The organism is Micrococcus sp. UYEF5 (assembly GCF_040546065.1).
In the GTDB taxonomy this organism is placed as follows: domain Bacteria; phylum Actinomycetota; class Actinomycetes; order Actinomycetales; family Micrococcaceae; genus Micrococcus; species Micrococcus luteus.
In genome coordinates this window covers 1-16673 of the sequence record NZ_JBEPNB010000003.1, presented here as the reverse complement: position 1 = coordinate 16673, position 16673 = coordinate 1, and the positions used below count along the sequence as shown (strand labels likewise).

Annotated in this window: 15 protein-coding genes; 2 read left to right on the top strand and 13 right to left on the bottom strand. The window is 69.0% G+C overall.

The window, feature by feature from the left end:
- Positions 1-7 precede the first annotated feature (7 nt).
- Positions 8-394: a hypothetical protein gene (locus tag ABIB16_RS03735; RefSeq protein ID WP_163721041.1), complete on the bottom strand. Its 387-nt coding sequence runs from the start codon at positions 392-394 to the stop codon at positions 8-10.
- Between the two features lie 132 nt (positions 395-526).
- Between ABIB16_RS03735 and ABIB16_RS03730 the strand changes: the two genes are divergently transcribed.
- Positions 527-1069 (top strand): MarR family winged helix-turn-helix transcriptional regulator, encoded by a 543-nt coding sequence (locus ABIB16_RS03730; RefSeq protein WP_163721043.1) that lies wholly within the window; start codon positions 527-529, stop codon positions 1067-1069.
- A gap of 9 nt (positions 1070-1078) precedes the next feature.
- On the opposite strand, the gene ABIB16_RS03725 is transcribed toward ABIB16_RS03730, so the two are convergent.
- Positions 1079-1207, bottom strand: a complete 129-nt coding sequence (locus tag ABIB16_RS03725; protein ID WP_275898395.1) for a hypothetical protein — start codon at positions 1205-1207, stop codon at positions 1079-1081.
- 21 nt (positions 1208-1228) lie between these two features.
- Between ABIB16_RS03725 and ABIB16_RS03720 the strand changes: the two genes are divergently transcribed.
- Positions 1229-2029 carry an enoyl-CoA hydratase/isomerase family protein gene (locus ABIB16_RS03720; protein WP_323662574.1) on the top strand — a complete coding sequence of 267 codons (801 nt, stop codon included), beginning with the start codon at positions 1229-1231 and terminating at the stop codon, positions 2027-2029.
- Positions 2030-2087: 58 nt separating this feature from the next.
- Here ABIB16_RS03720 and ABIB16_RS03715 read toward each other — a convergent pair whose 3' ends face one another.
- The 11 genes from ABIB16_RS03715 to ABIB16_RS03665 all read right to left on the bottom strand — a co-directional run.
- Positions 2088-2777 (bottom strand): DUF2238 domain-containing protein, encoded by a 690-nt coding sequence (locus tag ABIB16_RS03715; protein WP_134377222.1) that lies wholly within the window; start codon positions 2775-2777, stop codon positions 2088-2090.
- 10 nt (positions 2778-2787) lie between these two features.
- On the bottom strand, positions 2788-3528 hold the full coding sequence (locus ABIB16_RS03710) for a 4a-hydroxytetrahydrobiopterin dehydratase (RefSeq protein WP_081339235.1): 741 nt from the start codon (positions 3526-3528) through the stop codon (positions 2788-2790).
- A gap of 49 nt (positions 3529-3577) precedes the next feature.
- Positions 3578-4774 (bottom strand): homing endonuclease associated repeat-containing protein, encoded by a 1197-nt coding sequence (locus ABIB16_RS03705; RefSeq protein ID WP_134415896.1) that lies wholly within the window; start codon positions 4772-4774, stop codon positions 3578-3580.
- Between the two features lie 187 nt (positions 4775-4961).
- Entirely contained in the window at positions 4962-5522 is a 561-nt protein-coding gene (locus ABIB16_RS03700) for a hypothetical protein (RefSeq protein WP_134377220.1), read from the bottom strand.
- Positions 5519-5728, bottom strand: a complete 210-nt coding sequence (locus tag ABIB16_RS03695) for a hypothetical protein (protein ID WP_134377219.1) — start codon at positions 5726-5728, stop codon at positions 5519-5521. The genes ABIB16_RS03700 and ABIB16_RS03695 overlap by 4 nt, the downstream gene beginning before the upstream one ends.
- Positions 5729-5803: 75 nt before the next feature.
- Positions 5804-8344 (bottom strand): GmrSD restriction endonuclease domain-containing protein, encoded by a 2541-nt coding sequence (locus tag ABIB16_RS03690; protein WP_250202901.1) that lies wholly within the window; start codon positions 8342-8344, stop codon positions 5804-5806.
- 47 nt (positions 8345-8391) lie between these two features.
- A complete protein-coding gene (locus ABIB16_RS03685; RefSeq protein WP_354436054.1) occupies positions 8392-10449 on the bottom strand; it encodes a GmrSD restriction endonuclease domain-containing protein in 2058 nt (685 codons plus the stop codon).
- On the bottom strand, positions 10439-11980 hold the full coding sequence (locus ABIB16_RS03680) for a DUF262 domain-containing protein (RefSeq protein WP_354436053.1): 1542 nt from the start codon (positions 11978-11980) through the stop codon (positions 10439-10441). The genes ABIB16_RS03685 and ABIB16_RS03680 overlap by 11 nt, the downstream gene beginning before the upstream one ends.
- Positions 11980-12906 carry a GIY-YIG nuclease family protein gene (locus tag ABIB16_RS03675; RefSeq protein ID WP_230259763.1) on the bottom strand — a complete coding sequence of 309 codons (927 nt, stop codon included), beginning with the start codon at positions 12904-12906 and terminating at the stop codon, positions 11980-11982. Before ABIB16_RS03675 ends, ABIB16_RS03680 begins: the two co-directional genes overlap by 1 nt.
- A 1-nt stretch (position 12907) precedes the next feature.
- The gene (locus ABIB16_RS03670; RefSeq protein WP_354436052.1) at positions 12908-16174 is read right to left on the bottom strand and encodes a type I restriction endonuclease subunit R; all 3267 of its coding nucleotides are present in this window, start codon (positions 16172-16174) and stop codon (positions 12908-12910) included.
- A gap of 6 nt (positions 16175-16180) precedes the next feature.
- Positions 16181-16673: restriction endonuclease subunit S domain-containing protein (locus ABIB16_RS03665; protein WP_502915456.1), on the bottom strand; the 493-nt coding region annotated here is incomplete at its 5' end.

The window sequence follows — 16673 nt, the reverse complement described above, 5'->3', positions numbered from 1 at the left end:
GCCTCCCTCAGGGCGCGGAGACGACCCCCACGCCCACCCGGGGCAGGCTGCGGTCCACGACCAGCTCCAGCCGACGTTCGTGGAACCGTGCGCCGAGCAGCTCCTCGAGGTCCTCGACGAGGTGCACCGCGATGGTCTCGATGACCGCCGCGGTGTCCTCTCCGTCCCGCAGGATGCAGTCCACCTCCAGCGCGGGGGCGGAGGGGGTGCCGGTGATGGCGAACCTGGCCTCAGCGACCTCGGGGAACACGGTGACGGCCCGCGCGGCACTCATGGCCAGGCGGGCGCAGCGCTCACGGAAGGCGGCGGGCTGCGGCGCCGGGGACTCGAGTATGGGCGGGACGGCGGACAGGGTCCGCCCCATGGCCTGGGGGGCCTCCAGCGTTGCTGTCATGACATTCCTCTCGCCGCGGCCCGGGCGCCCCCTCACAGAGATCGCCGTGACCTGGAAAATGTTAGTCTAACTATGCGTTAGGAAGACTAACCAAATTTTCGGGGTGACGTGAACAGGGAGGTTCAAGAGCGCATGGGTGAGGAGCACACCACGCTGACCAGCACGGATGGCGAACCGACGTCGGGCTACTGGTACACCCGCGGCGCCCGCGAGATCGAACCTGTGGACGTGCTCAACCTGCTGCGACGCTACCGGGAGGCCGAACGGCGCATGCGCGCCCGCACCCGGGACAGCATGGGGATGGGAGAGACCCACCTGTCAGCCCTGCGTTACCTGCTGCGGGCCGACCGACGCGGCCACAAGGTCCGTCAGCGGGATCTGGCCAGCGCCCTGGAGATCACCCCGGCCTCCGCCAGCGCCCTGGTGGACCGACTGGTCCGAGACGGCTACGCCCGACGGGCGCCCCACCCACAGGACCGCCGATCCGTGGTGGTGGAGCCGACGGCCAAGACGGACCACGAGGTCCGCGCCACCCTGGGCGCCATGCACCGCAGTATGCTCGCCGCGGTGGAGGGCCTCACCCCGGTCGAGCTCGCCGGCGCGGCCGCGTTCCTGCGGGCCCTGATCCGCAGCGTGGAGGAGCATGACGAGGACGAGGCGGACCAGCCCGCGTGAGGAACAGACTCAGCGGAACAGGTCCCAGACGCTGAACGTGGTGCGCTTGTAGACCGCGTTGTAGGCGGCGCGCTTCGGATCGCGCACCCACCCCATGCCCGGCCGGCCGTCCTCGCGGCCGGCACCCGCGCACCGCACCCGCCAACCCCAGGAGCTGACATGAGCACCGCACCCACCCCTTCTTCCTCCGACGACGCCCCCGCCGTCCTCGTCGAGACGCGGCCCGGCGTCGTGCGGCTGACGCTGAACCGGCCCGCGAAGGGCAACGCGCTCGGACTGACGATGGCGCGCGAGGTGCTCGCGGCGATCGCCGCGGCCGAGGCGGACGAGTCCGTGCACGTGCTCACGCTGACCGGCGCCGGGCGGATCTTCTGCGGCGGCGGGGACGTCCAGGCCATGGCCGCCGCGCCTGCCGGGCCGGAGCGGCGCGCGATGATCCAGGAGCTCGGCGAGGCGGCGGGCGAAGTCGCGGTGGCGCTCACAGGCTCTCGCCTGCTGGTGCTGGCCGGCGTCAATGGGACGGCCGCCGGGGCGGGGCTCGGGCTCCTGCTGGGCGGCGACGTCGTGCTGGTGCGCGAGGACGCGCAGCTGGTGACGGCGTTCTCCGCGCTCGGGATGACACCGGACACGGGCGTGTCCTACTGGCTGCCGCGGGTGCTCGGGCCGGTGCGCGCGACGCAGCTGCTCCTCGGCGGGCGGCGCCTGAACGGGACCGAGGCCGTCGCATGGGGCCTGGCGACCGAGGCGGTGGCCGGCGGCGCGTTCGCGGCGCGTCTGGCGGAGCTCGAGGACGAGCTGGTGGCCGGTCCGGCGCACACCTATGGGCCGACGAAGGCGCTGGCGCGCGGGGCCGACGTCGAGGCGCTGCGCGCGCATGTGCGGCAGGAGGCGGCGTCGATCGCGGCGGCGTCCGAGCACCCGGAGGCCGTGCGGCGGGTGGAGGCGTTCGCGGGCCGGTGAGAGGTGGGCGGCGGCGCGGGCCGGCGGCGTCGCCCACTGAGGCGACGCCGCCGCGGGCTCAGGCCGGCGGCGGCTGCGCCGGCCCCCCGGCGAGGTCCGTCCGAGCCCCGGTGAAGCGCGAGAGCCAGGCGAAGCGGCCGCGGGTGCGGTGCGCGTACAGGGCGAACGCCACGATCAGGGCCCCGAGCGTGCCGACGATCATGTCCGTCATGGTGTCCGTGTTGCCCTTCTGCGTCTGCGCGCCGAGCGCCTGGTCGGCGGTGAACTCGGCGATCTCCCACGCCAGGGCCACGAGCGAGTGCAGCGCCATCACGAGGAGCGCCTCGAGCCCGGGCGGCAGGACCAGCCCACGGCGCGCGGCCGCGACGCCCAGCAGGAAGACGCACCCGAGCGCGATCGGCACGCCGGAGTAGAAGTGCACGAGGGCATCCCACCACGGCCAGGCGTCGTAGCCGCCGAGCGCGGCACCCACCCACGGTGCGACGAGCAGCAGGGCCGCGTACATCGCATGCAGCGCGGTGGGCAGGCGGACCCGGTGGGCGCGTTCGAGGGCGATCGGCACGGGGACCACCGTGACGATCTGCAGGCTGAGGCCGGCCGCCTCGCGGTGTCCCTGGGCGGCGAGGACGGCGGCTCCAGCCAGGAGGACGACGGCCGCGAGGATCAGGGGCGAGCGCCGGACGAGGGCCCGCTGGCGGGAGCCGGGGTCGGGGCGGGCGTCGGGGTGGGTGTCGAGGTGCGGTGTCATGGCGGGGGGCTCAGGCGGACGGCGGGACGGCATCGGGCACCAGCTCATAGACGAAGGCGGGGCGGACGGCGTCGTCGTCCTCCAGGGCGACGACGCCGGGCACCCGCCGGTAGCCGGCGCCCTCGAAGGCGTCGAGGCGGTCCCAGTGGTCCGGGAGGTCGGCGGAGACGAGCACCTGGGCGGGGACGTCGGTGGTCGCGTGCGCGGGCGCGGTGCCCGCGAGGACGACGCCTGGGTAGCCGGTGGCCGCACCGATGCCGCTGGCGTGGAGCGTGCCGCGGAGGGTGCCGGGGATCCAGGTGCCGCGCACACCGTCCATGACGTGCGCGTTCGAGCGGCCGGGCGCCAGGGTGCCGTACGCGGCGAGGGCGTGGGGGGCGAGGACCTCGCTGGCGAGGCGGGCGACGGTGCGGGCCAGGCGGACGTCGCGGGAGGTGAGGGCGCGGACGTCGTGGCTGTGCATGCCCACGGTGAGCCGGCCGTAGGAGACGGTCAGGTCCGGGTGGTGGTCGGCGGCCTCGGCTGCCTCCCCGATCCGGTTCGCCAGGGCCAGGGCCGTGGCGAAGTCGTCGGTGGCGTAGGTGATGGTGAGCTCGGGTGGGGTGGTGCCGGCGGGTGTGGGCGACGGCGTGACGCGCCAACCCCCGAGCTCTGGCACCCCCGTGAGGGCCACAGCAAGCTCGGCTGGGTCGATCGCGGTGTGAGGTGGGAGGGCGGCGAGATGCTCGAGGCGGTTGAGAGCGGACGTCATGGGGCCATGATGCCCGGGGGACAAACTTCACGGGGCGCTCACCGCCGGTTCAGCCCTCTCGTTGGCCCCCGCCGAGATTTTCGAGGACCTCTCGCCACGGGCCAAGACGGGTGGTGATCGTCTGAGCCGAAGGGCCACCGTGGGCCTGGCGCCACTCCTCGTGAGCGGACTGGCTGTGGGTGGCCGACTCTGTCATGAACCGCTCCATCCACACCCGGAGTTCCTCGGTAGTGAAGGGGTTGGCGGGCTTCGGCGGGTTGGGGGTACCGCCGGCCGCCTCCACGAGCTGGACCCAATTGGTGCCAGCGCGGCGCAGGACCGTCGGCGTGGCGGGGACTCCGTGTTCCGCCGCCCAGCTGTTGTAGGCGGCGACGGTCAGGCGCGGCCCTCGGTCCTCGATCGCCCGGCGCACCAGGGTCAGCGGGTCGTCCCCCGGATCGAGCTTGCCCTTCCAGTCGACCCGGGTCCGCTTCCGCCCCGGGAAGCCCATCGACTGACCGGCCACGACGCGCAGGGCGCGCGCTCGCATCTCTTCGAACCCCACGCCGAGACGATTGCGGATCAGGGCCGCCGACGGCATGCCCGGGCGCGCGGAGAGCCAGTCCGAGAGTTCGAGGTAGGTGCGGGGCGGCGTCGCTGAGGACCACGCGTCCACCAGTGCTTCGACCAACTCTGCGTCGGAGTACTTGGATCGACTCCGACGCCGGTCCGTGACCGCGATGCCCGCGCGTTCGAGAGCGGCGTTCCATCCACCAAACCGGTTGGCCACTGTCTGGTGAGTGGGCACTCCGTGGCTCCGGGACCACTGGGTGAACGACTGCGCCGCCGTCTCTCCCGTCTCCTCGTAGAACTCGCGGAGAGCAGAGAGCAGAACCTCGTCCGGGGTAGCCGAGGACGTCTTGCGCGGCTTGGCGTCTCCCAGATGGAACTTGACGCGCTTGCCCAGCAACCGCCGCAGCTCCTGCTGGGACAGACTCAGATCCTGCGATGCCACAGAGAGCGGCACGCCCACGTGTCGCTCCGACCAGGACACGGCGGCCGCCCGCTTCATGCGGAACTCCTCGTCAGCGAGGAGTTCGCGGTACGCCTTCAATTCCTTGGTCGAGTACCCCGCTTCATCACGGATGAGCTGCCGGACCCGTTCCCGGGTGCGGCCGAACCGCTCCCCGATCTCGGCCAGTGTGCTGCCCTCGAAGTACTCCCGGGCCATCCTCACAGCGCGCGGGGTCGACGGCAGGATGGTCATGCTGGCCAGCGCAGCGAGCTCACGGCGTCGCTTCGAGGTGAACGGGGCGTTAAGAGACTCCGAGCCGGGTGACACGGAAGGGACCTCGAACTCCACTGTGCTCCTTCATCATCGGAATTGCATGACGCTTATCACACCATACGGTCGGCACTGCACCGCGCCCGGGAACATTCGCGCCCCTAGAGCGTCACGAGTCGAACCCGAGCCCCGGGTCCGGCGGGGTGCCGTAGGTTCGCAGGGCCGCCCCGTAGGGCAGCGGGAGGCCGTGGCCCTGTGCCCAGCTGACGAGGACCTCGACGGTCTCGGCGGCGGTGAGCTCCTGCAGGGGCTGGACGAGGTCCTGGGGGTCGTTGGCGGCCTCGTCCGCAGCCCGGCCCCGGCCGATCCGCCAGTTGTAGGCCCCGAGCCCCTCGAACCGCTTGGCGATCTCCACCATGAAGAGCCCGTCGCCCAGCAGCATGATCTGCGCGTACCGGGTGGGCGGCTCGTCCTCGAGGATCAGCTTGTCCCGCGGGTCGGTGAGGGCGTGCACCAGGTCCGCGATCTGGGCGGCGCTCTCCAGCCGGTGCCAGCCCGGGTCCTCCTCGCCACAGACGGTGGCGGTCCACCAGAGGTCGGTCGCGGGGGCGGATGAGGCCATCCACTCCACAGCTTCGCGGGGCGGCTCGACGAGCTCGACGGCGCCGGGGGCGCGGTGTGTGGCGAGACCGCGAGCGCCGTCGGCGGTGATGCTGCCGGGCGCGCTCATCGGAACATCCGCAGGACATCGCCGAGACCGAACGTGGTGCGCTTGTAGACCGCGTTGCGGGCGGCGCGCTTCGGATCGCGCAGCCAGCCCATCCCCTTGCGGCCGTAGCCGGGGATGACCTTGCGCTTGATCGCGCGCTTGGCGCGGCCCGTGGTGCGGGCCTTGATGGACTTCTTCAGGCTGGGCTTGCGGAGACCGATCTTCATGGGGCGAGCGTACTGGGTGAGGTGGACGGGGTGAGGGGGTCAGCGCCTCGTCAGGACCTGCCCCTGGCCGGGCTGTCAGGAAGTCCTGTCGTCCTCCTGGACGGTGCGCAGGAACCATTCCAGCGCGTCGAGGAACGCCTCCTGCGCCGCGGCCGGCTGAAGGGTCTGCGGCTTGATGCTCGGGCGCCGGCGGAGAGACTCAGGGCCGAATTCCACCTCGGGGATGAGATTCAGACGTCCCCGGAACTCGTCGAGAAGCGTCTCGTCCGTGAAGGGAGCCCACTTCGCCAGATGATAGAAGACGACCTCGACGCCGTACGTCGGGTACAGGATCACCGGCCAGATGGCGCGTGCTGACGTGCGCGGGACGACCAAGAAACAACCGCCGGCGGCATTGTCCGCGAATTCCGCCCGGCCACCGCGCTCGACCCATCCTCGTTGGACCTCGATCAGTGCGCGGGCCGTTTCGGGATCGTTGTGGTCGTGAAGTCGGTCGACCCAGCGGTCCCGCAGCGCAGGGTCGTTGCCCGGGGCGGCGAGTGACCGGGGATCGGTCAGGTCGACGTCAACGTCGATGAGCTCGGCGAGCTGCTCCGCCAGCAGCCGCTGGCCGCCGTCGGCCCGTCCGTCCTCGGAGAAGCGCACGCCTTCGGCTGCGAGGACGTCATGCGGATCGTCCGTGCGGTGGACGTCGGACCACCGGAAGGACGGAGAGACGGTGCCACCCGCCTGGAGCACACGATGAGCGTGCGGCAGCGCCGTCCGTGCGAGGTAGGTCCCCACGGGGACCGGATGGCTTCCGATCAGCCGTGCCAGTTCGCCGTAGGAGGTCCAGGACCCGTCGGGAATGGCCTCGACGGCGTCCGTCAGCGTCTGCCAGGCCGTGTGGGCGACTCCCGAGGCGGCCTCTGCTGAGGGTCCCGGCCAGATACCGACGATCCGGTCCGCCAGCCGCTCGGCGCGAGCACGGATCTGCGCGGGACCCCATACCGGCTCAGCGGAGATCTCCTGGTTCATGCGGATGCCGCTCTTGGCCAGCTCCGCACGCTTGACCGCGAAGGGCCCATTGCTCAGCTCGCTGTTGTACCCGGTGAGGGTGAGGTTGCCCAAGGTGTGGAGGAGCTCGGTGTGCACCTCTCGAAGGTCCTGGTGCGCCTCGAGCTGGCCGGCCAGAGCGCGCTCCCACTCCTCCGTGAGGGTCTGCGGCAAGACGTGCTCGATGGTCGCGCTGTCGAGGTCCACCGGTTCCTTGCTGCCGTAGGACTCCTCGATCCACCGGAGGATCAGCTTCCGGTGGGCCGCCCGGCCCGTCGTGTAGAAGGGTGCCGTCATCACGGCCTGGCGGATCTGATCGTCGGAGGCGAAGTGCTTCCGTCCGCTGGAGAGGAAGCGCTGCAGGGCATCCGCCGGGTCGTCCTGACCCTGGATGTCGGCCGTGGCCGCGAGCAAGGTGGTGTTGAGACCGTCGGAATAGCGACCGAAGACGAGACGACGGACCAAGTACGACTCGAGGTAGAGGAGCGCACGGGCCAGTTCGTCCGAGTCGATGTCCCCCAACGACCGGCGCTCCATCAGGTGCAGTGTGATCGGGAACGTCGTCGTCGTGCGCCAGGCGCGCAGGCGCGCCAAGCGGAACCGCACTGCGGCGTCCTTCTCCTTCTCCGGGCGGAGCATCACGTCGTAGAGACGCCCCAACGCCAGGAACCGCTCGACTTCCGCCCTGACCTGCGACTCGTCCTGCAGGCCACGCATGCGCCGCTGCTGCCCCGCGTAGATCTCCGTCTGGCGGATCTTGGGATCCTGTTGCACCAGGTCGAGCCAGAACAGGGTCTCCAGTTCCTCATTGGAGAGCAGGTTCTGCAACGGGAGCCACAGGGTGGTGTAGACCTCATCCGCCCGTGTGGGCAGCTGCATGAACAGGTAGTTCCTGAGCAGGTCGCCCTGGGTGAGCTTGAGGCCGGTGTTGTTCAGCGACTCGAAGATGCGGTGGGCGTTGTCGTTCTCCCCGGTGGTCACGGACACGATCGACAGGCCGGCGACGACGGCGGACTCGACCTCCGCCAAGGTCAGCGGCTCCTCTTCACCGTCGGCAGACGGTTGACTCAACCCGAGCAGCTTCGTCAGGAAGAACTGGTGGGCTTCGCTGATCCTGGAGCCTTCGGCAGCGTCCGGGGCGTGCTCGATCCGTCCGCGGTAGGCGCCACGGTCGGCCTGGGTGGGCAGGACCTTGTAGCGGAGATCGCCGTCCTCCCACTTGTTGACCAAGTACTTCTCGTTGACCCGATCGGCGTGCATGGGGCCTTCGTGCTCAGCCCGGTGGTCGCGGACAGCGGCGAGGAGGAGCGTCAGCGTCGTCAGCCGCTGCTGCCCATCCACCACAAGCCACCGCTGGACACCACCGGGCCCGTTGTCCCGGAAGCCGGCGAGAACGAGGGAGCCGATGAAGTGAGTCGCCGAAGGGTTGTCCCGCCGGTGGTCGGCGACGTCCACGACGTCCTCCCACAGTCGCTGCCACTGCGGGCGTCCCCAGGAGTACGTCCGCTGATAGAGCGGGACCGTGTACTGGTAGGAGCCCCCAAGGAGTTCCTGAAGGGTGACTTCACGCGCGGCGACCATGTGACGAGCTTAACGGGGGGCCTCTGGGGCCAGATCGTCCCGCGATGTCAGGGCCGCCTGCCCTGCCATTCTTGGATCACCCGCCGCATGCTGTTCCCGTGCTCCTTGATCTGGGGGACGTCCCAGTCGCCCTCGGCGTGAAGGATGCCTGCCATGAGTTGGAACTTGAGGCTCTGCTCGTCCGAAGAGTACTGCTCCACCTTCGAGACGGGCATCAGGTTGTTCCGCTGGGAGTTCTCGCGTCGGCCCATGATGCACAGGTTCCCGAAACGGTTCACCTCCGTTGATGTCAGGACCTTCTGTCCTTCGCCAGGAATCACGGGATAGAAGTGCTCCACCGAGGTCCGGTACCGGAAGCGGAATGAGCCTGCACGTTGGGACAGGACACTCCGTTCAACGTCGCCGAGTGCAGCCCAGAGCGGCCCCGCTTCGGCGGACGGATTACGTCCGAGATCCCAGAGGATGTAATCCAGGACGTTGAACACGAAATTCGGGACCTTGACCCCAAGGTCCAATCCCTCGTCCGCGTCGTAGGCGCGAAGCCGCTCGCGGGCCAGGTCCTCCAGCATGCGCTGGAAGGCCTCGCCGTCCACGCAGTCCACCGGCTGCGCATCCAGCCATCGCAGGATGCGGTACAGGAAGTACTTGGACGTGCGGCGCGTGTCGGTGACCTGAAACATGGCCTGAAGGTTCCGGACGGCGTCCTGGACCTGCGGATCCTGGAAGGTGTTCTTCACACCCAGCCGTCGGCGCGGCGAGCGCTCGCCGGCCTCCGTCTCGAGCTTCTGAGCTCGGCTGAGCACCCAGTTCTCCTCGTCCGCCTGTGTTCCCGTCGTCGCCAGAGTCCTGATCACATAGGTGTCCAGCAGAAGGCGCATACGGAGCAGCGTCACGAGGAAGCGCTGAGACCAGGCCGCGTCGACATGGCCGTGCTGGGCGAACTGCTCCAGCAGGGAGCCGTCCTCGAGCCGCACGGCCCCCGTTGAGTCCTGGCCCCATCGCGGCAGGCCGGGCTCGGCCCCCTCACCCTTCTCCTGCATCACGCGCAGCACATGCAGCAGCAAGTTCGGGAAGTCGACGATAGTCCCGTAGGCGCCGGTATCGGCGTCGTCCTGACGCTGGTCGGACGAGGGCCCGGACTCCACGGTGGTCTGCCCGGCGGCCCGCAGAGCCCCAATGATGGTGCGGGCGCCCGACACCGTCGCGGTCAGGCTCGGCGCGAGAGCTGCCCGCAGCGACGCGAAATCCCGTGTGAGGAGGGCCGACCAGGACGCTCCAAAGACTGCGTCTCTTGCCGCCTCACCGCCATCCTTCGGCCGTTCCGTCGAGAACTGGAGCTGGACGTGGCGGTCCAGAACGGCGCAGGCGTCCCAGACGTGTGCGAACACCTTCCGGTCCGTGGGGTCCTGGAGAGGCCGCATCAATGTGGCCTTGAGGATCTCGTGCTTGGCGAGCTGCTCACCGCGGGTGTTCATCACCTCGAAATAGTGGTTGAGGTCCGTGCCCTTCGGAAGTTCGGTGCGCAGCAACCGGACATGCTTCCAGAGGTACGCGAGGTCGTCGCCGTCGAACATCACCTCCTGATCGTCTGCCGGGGTTTGCCGGTCCATGGCCCGCCGGCAGGCCGCAGCGATCGTCTCGACGGCCACCCCGATGGCGTCCACCTGGAACGACGTCCCGGCGGGGGCGCCCCGACGGCGGAGGGTCGCGAGGTCCTCCCCGGCCTCGGGGCGCCCTTCGTAATCCAGGACGGCCAACGCCCGGGGGTCGAGGACACCGGCACGGATGACACGCTCCGCGACGGCCGCCAGCACCGTCAGCGTGGTCAGGCGCTGCTGCCCGTCGACCACCTCGTCGATCGGCACGCCCTCGGGAGTCGTGGCTCGGTTCACCACCAGCGAGCCGAGGTAGTAGTCGGACAAGGCTCCCTGCGTATCCGGCTTTTCCGAGCGGAGGCGAGCGCGGCGCACGTCCTCGAGGAGTGTCGCGATCTCGACCTGCGTCCAGGCGTAGGCCCGTTGGTAGACCGGCACCCGGTAGTGCCGGGCGGCGGTGAAGACCTCCTCGATCGTCAGCGCCTCAGGCGCGTGCTTCTCAGTCTGCATCGTGGGCTTCCTCCGTGTCCCAGGGCGTGTCCGAGTAGAGACGCTCCACCGGGGAGGCCTCGTCCACGTACGGCCCGGGGAGGGCCGCCACGCGCCCGGTGACGGCGGCGGGGTCCAGGCTGCTCCTCATCAGACGGAACAGGTTCACCCGGTCCTCCAGGTCCGGCGCCCCGTGCTGGCCCAGCGCGTGAAGTTCCACGGAACGCGGGTAGACCCGCGTCAACCGCGTTCTCAATGCGAAGGCATGCCGTGCGAGCACGAGAGCGGCGCGCTCGATGTCGTGGTCGCCGAACCGGTCCGCGTAGGCCAGCAGCAGCGCTCCGTAGAGCTCCTGTGTGTAGCGGTAGCCAGCGCCGGTACCGGTGGCCCGGACGAGCCGGGTGATCGTCTGGAATCGCCTGTTCTCCCTCCCACGACGGGCGTCGTCCCCGGCGGTCTGCTCCGCGTCCGTCGCGGAGACGCCGAGGGCCCTCGCGAGCCGGGTGTAGTGGCGCACCAGGCGGAAGAACATCTCGCCGTCGATGACGGGCTGGGTCAGCTGGAACGGGAATTCCAGCGGAGGAAGGGCACCGTGCGCGATCAGCGCGGCGTTTCGCCCGTTGTAGTCGTCCACGTGGGCCTTGGCCATGAGAAGCCCGTGCGCCCAGGGCAGTCGGCCGAGGCCCGTCGGCCCCGCGGAGATCCCCTTGAACGCTCCGATCCGGGACGCGGTGAAGCCGTCGCGCGGCAGGGACTCACCGGCGCTCCAGCGGAGGATCGGATAGAGCAGACGCGAGAACAGATGGTGGATCTCGAACGGCGGGGTAGCTTCCCACTCCCGCACGGCCGCGAGGATCGCCGCCCGGTCCGATGTGGCCTCACCATAGGCGCGGAGGTGGTATGCCTTCAGCAGGTCGGTGGGCAGGAGCGCCCGGCCGCGGGTGTTCTGCGAGTCGAACATCTGGAAGGCCGCGTCGAGGTCGCTGACGATCAGGCGCACCAGCGTGCAACGATCCAGGAAGTAGTCCGCGAAGTCCTCGACCTCGGTGCTGTCCCAGGACCGGAATGTCTGCAGGATGAGGCGGTGGTTCTCGACGATGTGGCGCTCCGACACGTCCCGGCGGCCCGGCGGCAGCTCGATGGCCGCCGCGCGGTCCAGGGCCGCACGCTGGTGCTCGGCGCGCTCGGCGGTGTCGCCCAGGACCTCCTGCAGTGCGAGCGCGATCAGGGCGAAGGTCATGTACCGCTGCTGGCCGTCGACGATGTCCAGCCAGCCGTCCTCGACGTGCACGATCATGGTGCCGATCCGGTAGGACGCGGCCGCACGGAAGCGACGGATGTCCTCGACGAGCTGTACAGCGTTCTTCGTGGACCAGGTGTAGGGACGCTGATATTCGGGGATACGGAGACGCGGGTCACGCAGTGCGTCCGCGACGGTCATGACGTTCGCGGTCAACGACCCGGAGCGCCCCGTCCCCGGCCCTTGGGCGTCGTTCTGGGCACCCCACGGATGGTCGACGGCGACATCCGCGGCGGTCGAGTGCATCTCCATCAGGCGTCGTCCTCGATGGGTCCCGTCTTGGCCGAGGCGGCCTCGACCTCGCCGAGGGTGCGCCCGTCCGGCGCCCGCCATGAGGACGGTCCGCTCATACTCCCGCCGGCCACGAATCCGGCCGCGGCCGAGGAGCTGGTGAAGGAGACGTCCTCGATCAGCACCCCATCAGCGCCGATGTGGCCGGCAAAGCGCTCGCGGCTCGCCCGGACACCCGCGGGCGCGCTGGGCCGCAGCCCCTCCATGAGACCACTGCCCCGCAGGACGACGAACCCGTCCGGCGTCGGGTGCCCCTGGGCTCTGACGCCGTTGACCGTCATGGTGAACAGGGTGCGCTTCGGCTCCGCTTCGGGCGCCTGGGTGGCCCGGCCAGCCGCGGCCGCGGCATGTGAGCCGTCAGCGCTCTCGAAGACGCGATGCCCCAGGGCGCTGATCAGGATCTTGGCCTTGTCGGCGTACTCCTCCAGCTCCGCCTTCTTCTCCTCAGTGACGTTGCCCTGGGAGGGCGCTACCGCGTTGTCCACGGTGAAGCGACCGGCCGTGGATGCAGCCTGGTGGAAGTAGTGCTCCAGGTAGGTCACTTCCGTGGGACCGAAGGTGTCCCCGAGGGTGGAGAGGAGAATGGCTCGGTTCCAGAAGTCGTGCGCCTCTTTCCGGACGTGCTCCCGAATCCTGCCTACCATGCCGTTGCCGTTGGCCCGCCCGACAGCCTGTCCGACGTAGACGACGTCGTCGCCGGAATCGGCGTCCTGCCCCAGCAGCAGGTACACACCGGTGCCTTCGAACGCCTCGGGGTGCCCGTCCGCGTTGAGACTGGTGCGTGGCACCACGTAGACGAGGCCCGTCCAGTTGTCGAGGGTGCACTTCAGCCGACCGGTGGGTGCACCGTCCATCAGGAAGACCTGCAGTGTCTTGGGATGCGCCATCTCAGTTCCCCTTCCGGACGCGCGACGGCGTCGCGCTCGCCCTCTCATCGACGGAAGTGCCCTGCGAAGGGGCCGTTTCATCAGCGAAAACGGCGGACCGTCCATGAGCAACGTCCACCGGCCCGGCCCCCTCGCTCCGCACCTTCCAGTACAGGTACTCCCCGATGGCCGCGACGATCATCTTGGACGGGTCCCCGCCCCTGCCCACGATGTCCGTCATCTTCGCGAAGGCGTCCTCGTTCGCGTACACGGCGCCCATCGCCGACCGTTCCAGGTTCGGGCTCGCCAGGAACTGTTCCAGCGAGTTCGCTCCGGCCTGCCCCAGCAGCTTCTCGTCCTCCATGAGCGGCGCCACGAGGGCACTGACCCACGCCTCCTGCTGGGACGGGGAGGCATCCACGCCTTCGCCGGCGAAGATCTCGTTGATCTTCTCGATCACTTCCTCCAACGGCCCGCGCTGCTTCTCACGCACCTGCCCGCCTCCCACAGCGGTGGTCCCCTTCAGCGCGGCCCCACCGGTCAGCCCGATGTCCCCCGAGGACGTCTTCTTCTGCCGGATGCTCACCAGCTGCACATCGCTCAGGTCAATCAGCTCCTCACCGCCGGGCTGATCGCCCACGAGCTGCACCAGGTGCCGCAGGAACAGCGCCCGCTTGTAGTGCTCGGTGTCCCCGAACTCGTACATCTGGGAGAGGAAGTCGTAGAGGCTGACGAAGGACCGCATGTCCTTGCGCACCAGCACGAGCTCGTTCACGCGCGTCTCGTCCTGGTTCATCCGCGCATGCGCCAGCTCCTTGCGGAACCGGTATGCCACGGGCTCCAGCGCGGCCTGCAGGCCCTCCTGCCCGCTCCCCGGCTTCCACGCCACCCACACGTCGGCGAACGCGTCGACCTCGTCCCAGTCGTACACGCCCGCGGCGTCGAGCTTCGTCCCCAGGTCATGGATCAGGTTCGGGTCCGTCACCGTCTCCAGCTTCGCGCCCGCGTAGTACGGCTCGAAGGCGGCCTGGATGTCGTCTTCGGAGTTCACGAAGTCCAGCACGTAGGTGGTGTCCTTGCCCGGCGCCGCGCGGTTCAGCCGCGACAGCGTCTGCACGGCCAGCACGCCGGAGAGCTTCTTGTCCACGTACAGGGCACAGAGCTTCGGCTGGTCGAAGCCGGTCTGGTACTTGTTGGCCACGATCATCACCTGGTAGCCGTCCCCGTCGAACGCCTTCGCCAGGTCGCCGGTCACGGACGGGTTCATGGACCGCTCGGTGACCTTCTCGAGCCCGAAGTCGTCGTCGGTGATCTCGCCGGAGAAGGCCACCAACGTGTCCACGTCCGTGTACCCCATGTCCTGGATGTACTGGTCCATCTGGCGCTTGTACCGGACGGCGGCGGCGCGGGAGTCGGTGACCACCATGGCCTTGGCCTGCCCATCGAGCAGTCCGGCCACGTTGGCGCGGAAGTGCTCCACGATGATCTTGACCTTCTGCGCGATGTTCGTCGGGTGCAGCTTGACCCACCGCATGAGCTTCTTGCTCGCCTCGGTCTGGTCCACTTCGGTGGTCGGCTTCCCGACGGCGGCCCGGTCGCCTTCGGGACGGAACTCACCCTGCTGTCCGGCCAGGGCCAGCTTGAAGGCGGTGTCGTAGTTGGTGAAGTTCTTCAGCACGTCGAGGATGAACTCCTCCTCGATGGCCTGCTGCATGGTGTACCGGTGGAAGGAGGCCGGGATCTCCTGGCCCTTCTCGTCGTACTCGCCGGAGGGCCGGCCGAACATCTGCAGGGTCTTGTCCTTCGGGGTGGCGGTGAAGGCGAAGAAGCTGATGTTCTCCGGGCGTCCGGTGGCGGCGACCTCGGCGGCGAGGATGGACTCGGTGTCCGCCTCTCCGCCGTCTTCGAGGTCGGCCTGCTCTTCCGGGGTGAGCACACGCTTGAGTTTGGCTGCGGCGGAGCCGGTCTGGGAGGAGTGCGCCTCGTCCGCGATCACCGCGTAGGTGCGGCCGGCGAGCGTCGAGTCACCTTTGAGGAGCTCGAGCACGGCGGGGAAGGTCTGCAGCGTCACCACGATGATCCGATTGCCCTGCAGCAGGGTCTGCTTCACCAGGGCGGACTTGCTGGTGGCCTCTCCCCCGAGGTTCTTGCGGTCCACGGCCACCACGGTGCCGGAGGTCCGCTCGATCTGCCGGACGGCCTCCTGCAGCTGGTCGTCCAGCACGGTGCGGTCGGTGACCACGATGACCGAGTCGAACACCCGCTGCTCGTCCGCCCCGTAGGTGGAGAGCAGGCGGTGGGCGGTCCAGGCGATGGTGTTGGTCTTGCCGGAGCCCGCGGAGTGCTCGATCAGGTAGGACTTGCCGGCGCCCTCCTCACGGACGGCGGCGAGCATCGTGGTGACGGCCTCCCACTGGTGGAAGCGCGGGAAGATCAGCGTGGACTTCCGGCGCGAGCGGCCGTGCTCGTCCTCCACGGTCTCCTTCTTGAGGAAGACGAACTTCTGGAGGATCTCGAGCCAGGTGTCCCGCTGGAGGATCCGTTCCCACAGATAGGCGGTCGAGGAACCGCCGTCCGGATTGAGCGGGTTGCCGGCGTGGCCGTCGTCGCCTTGGTTGAACGGCAGGAAGAAAGTTCCCTTCCCAGCCAGCTTGGTGGTCATCCAGACCTCGCGGTTGGAGACGGCGAAGTGGACCACGGCGCGGGTGCCGAACCCGAACAGCGGCGTGGCCTTGGGGTTGCGCTCGCGGTATTGCTTCTTCGCGTGGCCGATGGACTGGGTGGAGTCGGTCTTCAGCTCGATCGTGGCCACGGGCAGGCCGTTGACGAACAGCACCAGGTCTACGGACTGGTTGGTGGCCGGGTTGAAGTGCACCTGACGCATCACGCGCAGCCGCATGCGCTCGTAGGAGGCGACAGCGGCCGGGTTCAGGTTCGTGGCCGGCCGCGGCTCGGCCATGCGCAGGGTGGCGGAGGTGCCGACCTTGAAGCCCTTGCGGAGCACGTTGAGGGTGCCGCCGACGCCGGTGTCCTGCGGCTTGTTCAGCACGTCGATCAGGCGGGTGGTGATCTGGTCCCGCTGTGCCTGCTGCGCAGAGGCCGGGGCATCGGCCTTCACGATGCGCCCGTAGTCCTCCGGCTGATTCTCGGCCAGCCAGGCGTGGACGTCCTCGGGGAAGATCGCGTTCTTGCGGTCGTAGCCGGCATCGTTGGGCGAGTAGAGCCAGTCGTGCTGCTCCAGGTACTCGCAGATGTAGGTCTCGAGCTCGCTCTCGTTGTGGATGGCCATGTGCGGTCAGTCCTTCGTGGGGATCTCGATCTGGCCGGTGACGGCGGCAGTGATCAGCGCCGCGCGGCGCTCCTGGGCGAGCTCGATGAACCGCTCCGCTTTGGAGATGAGGGCATCGATCTTGGCGGTTTCGCGGGTCATTACCTCGACGATTCGAGCCATGTCATCTGGGTTCTCAGGCCATGAGATACGTAACGCCATGAGCGCATCTGCCGTGAGCTTCGGCTGTGCCGAACCAGACACGACAGGACTCACATCAAGGGCTTCAATTCTGGCCGCCCAGAACTCCACTGGGCCGAACTTCGGACGTAAGACGTGGGCATGGTTGTTGACCCAGTACTGCCCATACGCAACAAAGGCGAGAGGTGTTGACCGGTTGAGCAGATTCGCCCCGTCTTCGCCAACTAGCTGTAGGAGGGCATGACGTTGTTGACTCGGGCCGGTGCCAACGAGGCCGGAGGAGCGTCTCCGCAGGAGGTATGAGGCCGATGGTAGTTGT

Coding starts and splice junctions, on each gene's coding strand:
- ABIB16_RS03715 (WP_134377222.1), bottom strand. CDS start 2,777: ATGACACCGCACCTCGACACCCACCCCGACGCCCGCCCCGACCCCGGC.
- ABIB16_RS03670 (WP_354436052.1), bottom strand. CDS start 16,174: ATGGCCATCCACAACGAGAGCGAGCTCGAGACCTACATCTGCGAGTAC.
- ABIB16_RS03720 (WP_323662574.1), top strand. CDS start 1,229: ATGAGCACCGCACCCACCCCTTCTTCCTCCGACGACGCCCCCGCCGTC.
- ABIB16_RS03710 (WP_081339235.1), bottom strand. CDS start 3,528: ATGACGTCCGCTCTCAACCGCCTCGAGCATCTCGCCGCCCTCCCACCT.
- ABIB16_RS03690 (WP_250202901.1), bottom strand. CDS start 8,344: ATGGTCGCCGCGCGTGAAGTCACCCTTCAGGAACTCCTTGGGGGCTCC.
- ABIB16_RS03735 (WP_163721041.1), bottom strand. CDS start 394: ATGACAGCAACGCTGGAGGCCCCCCAGGCCATGGGGCGGACCCTGTCC.
- ABIB16_RS03695 (WP_134377219.1), bottom strand. CDS start 5,728: ATGAAGATCGGTCTCCGCAAGCCCAGCCTGAAGAAGTCCATCAAGGCC.
- ABIB16_RS03680 (WP_354436053.1), bottom strand. CDS start 11,980: ATGGAGATGCACTCGACCGCCGCGGATGTCGCCGTCGACCATCCGTGG.
- ABIB16_RS03685 (WP_354436054.1), bottom strand. CDS start 10,449: ATGCAGACTGAGAAGCACGCGCCTGAGGCGCTGACGATCGAGGAGGTC.
- ABIB16_RS03700 (WP_134377220.1), bottom strand. CDS start 5,522: ATGAGCGCGCCCGGCAGCATCACCGCCGACGGCGCTCGCGGTCTCGCC.
- ABIB16_RS03705 (WP_134415896.1), bottom strand. CDS start 4,774: ATGACCATCCTGCCGTCGACCCCGCGCGCTGTGAGGATGGCCCGGGAG.
- ABIB16_RS03730 (WP_163721043.1), top strand. CDS start 527: ATGGGTGAGGAGCACACCACGCTGACCAGCACGGATGGCGAACCGACG.
- ABIB16_RS03675 (WP_230259763.1), bottom strand. CDS start 12,906: ATGGCGCATCCCAAGACACTGCAGGTCTTCCTGATGGACGGTGCACCC.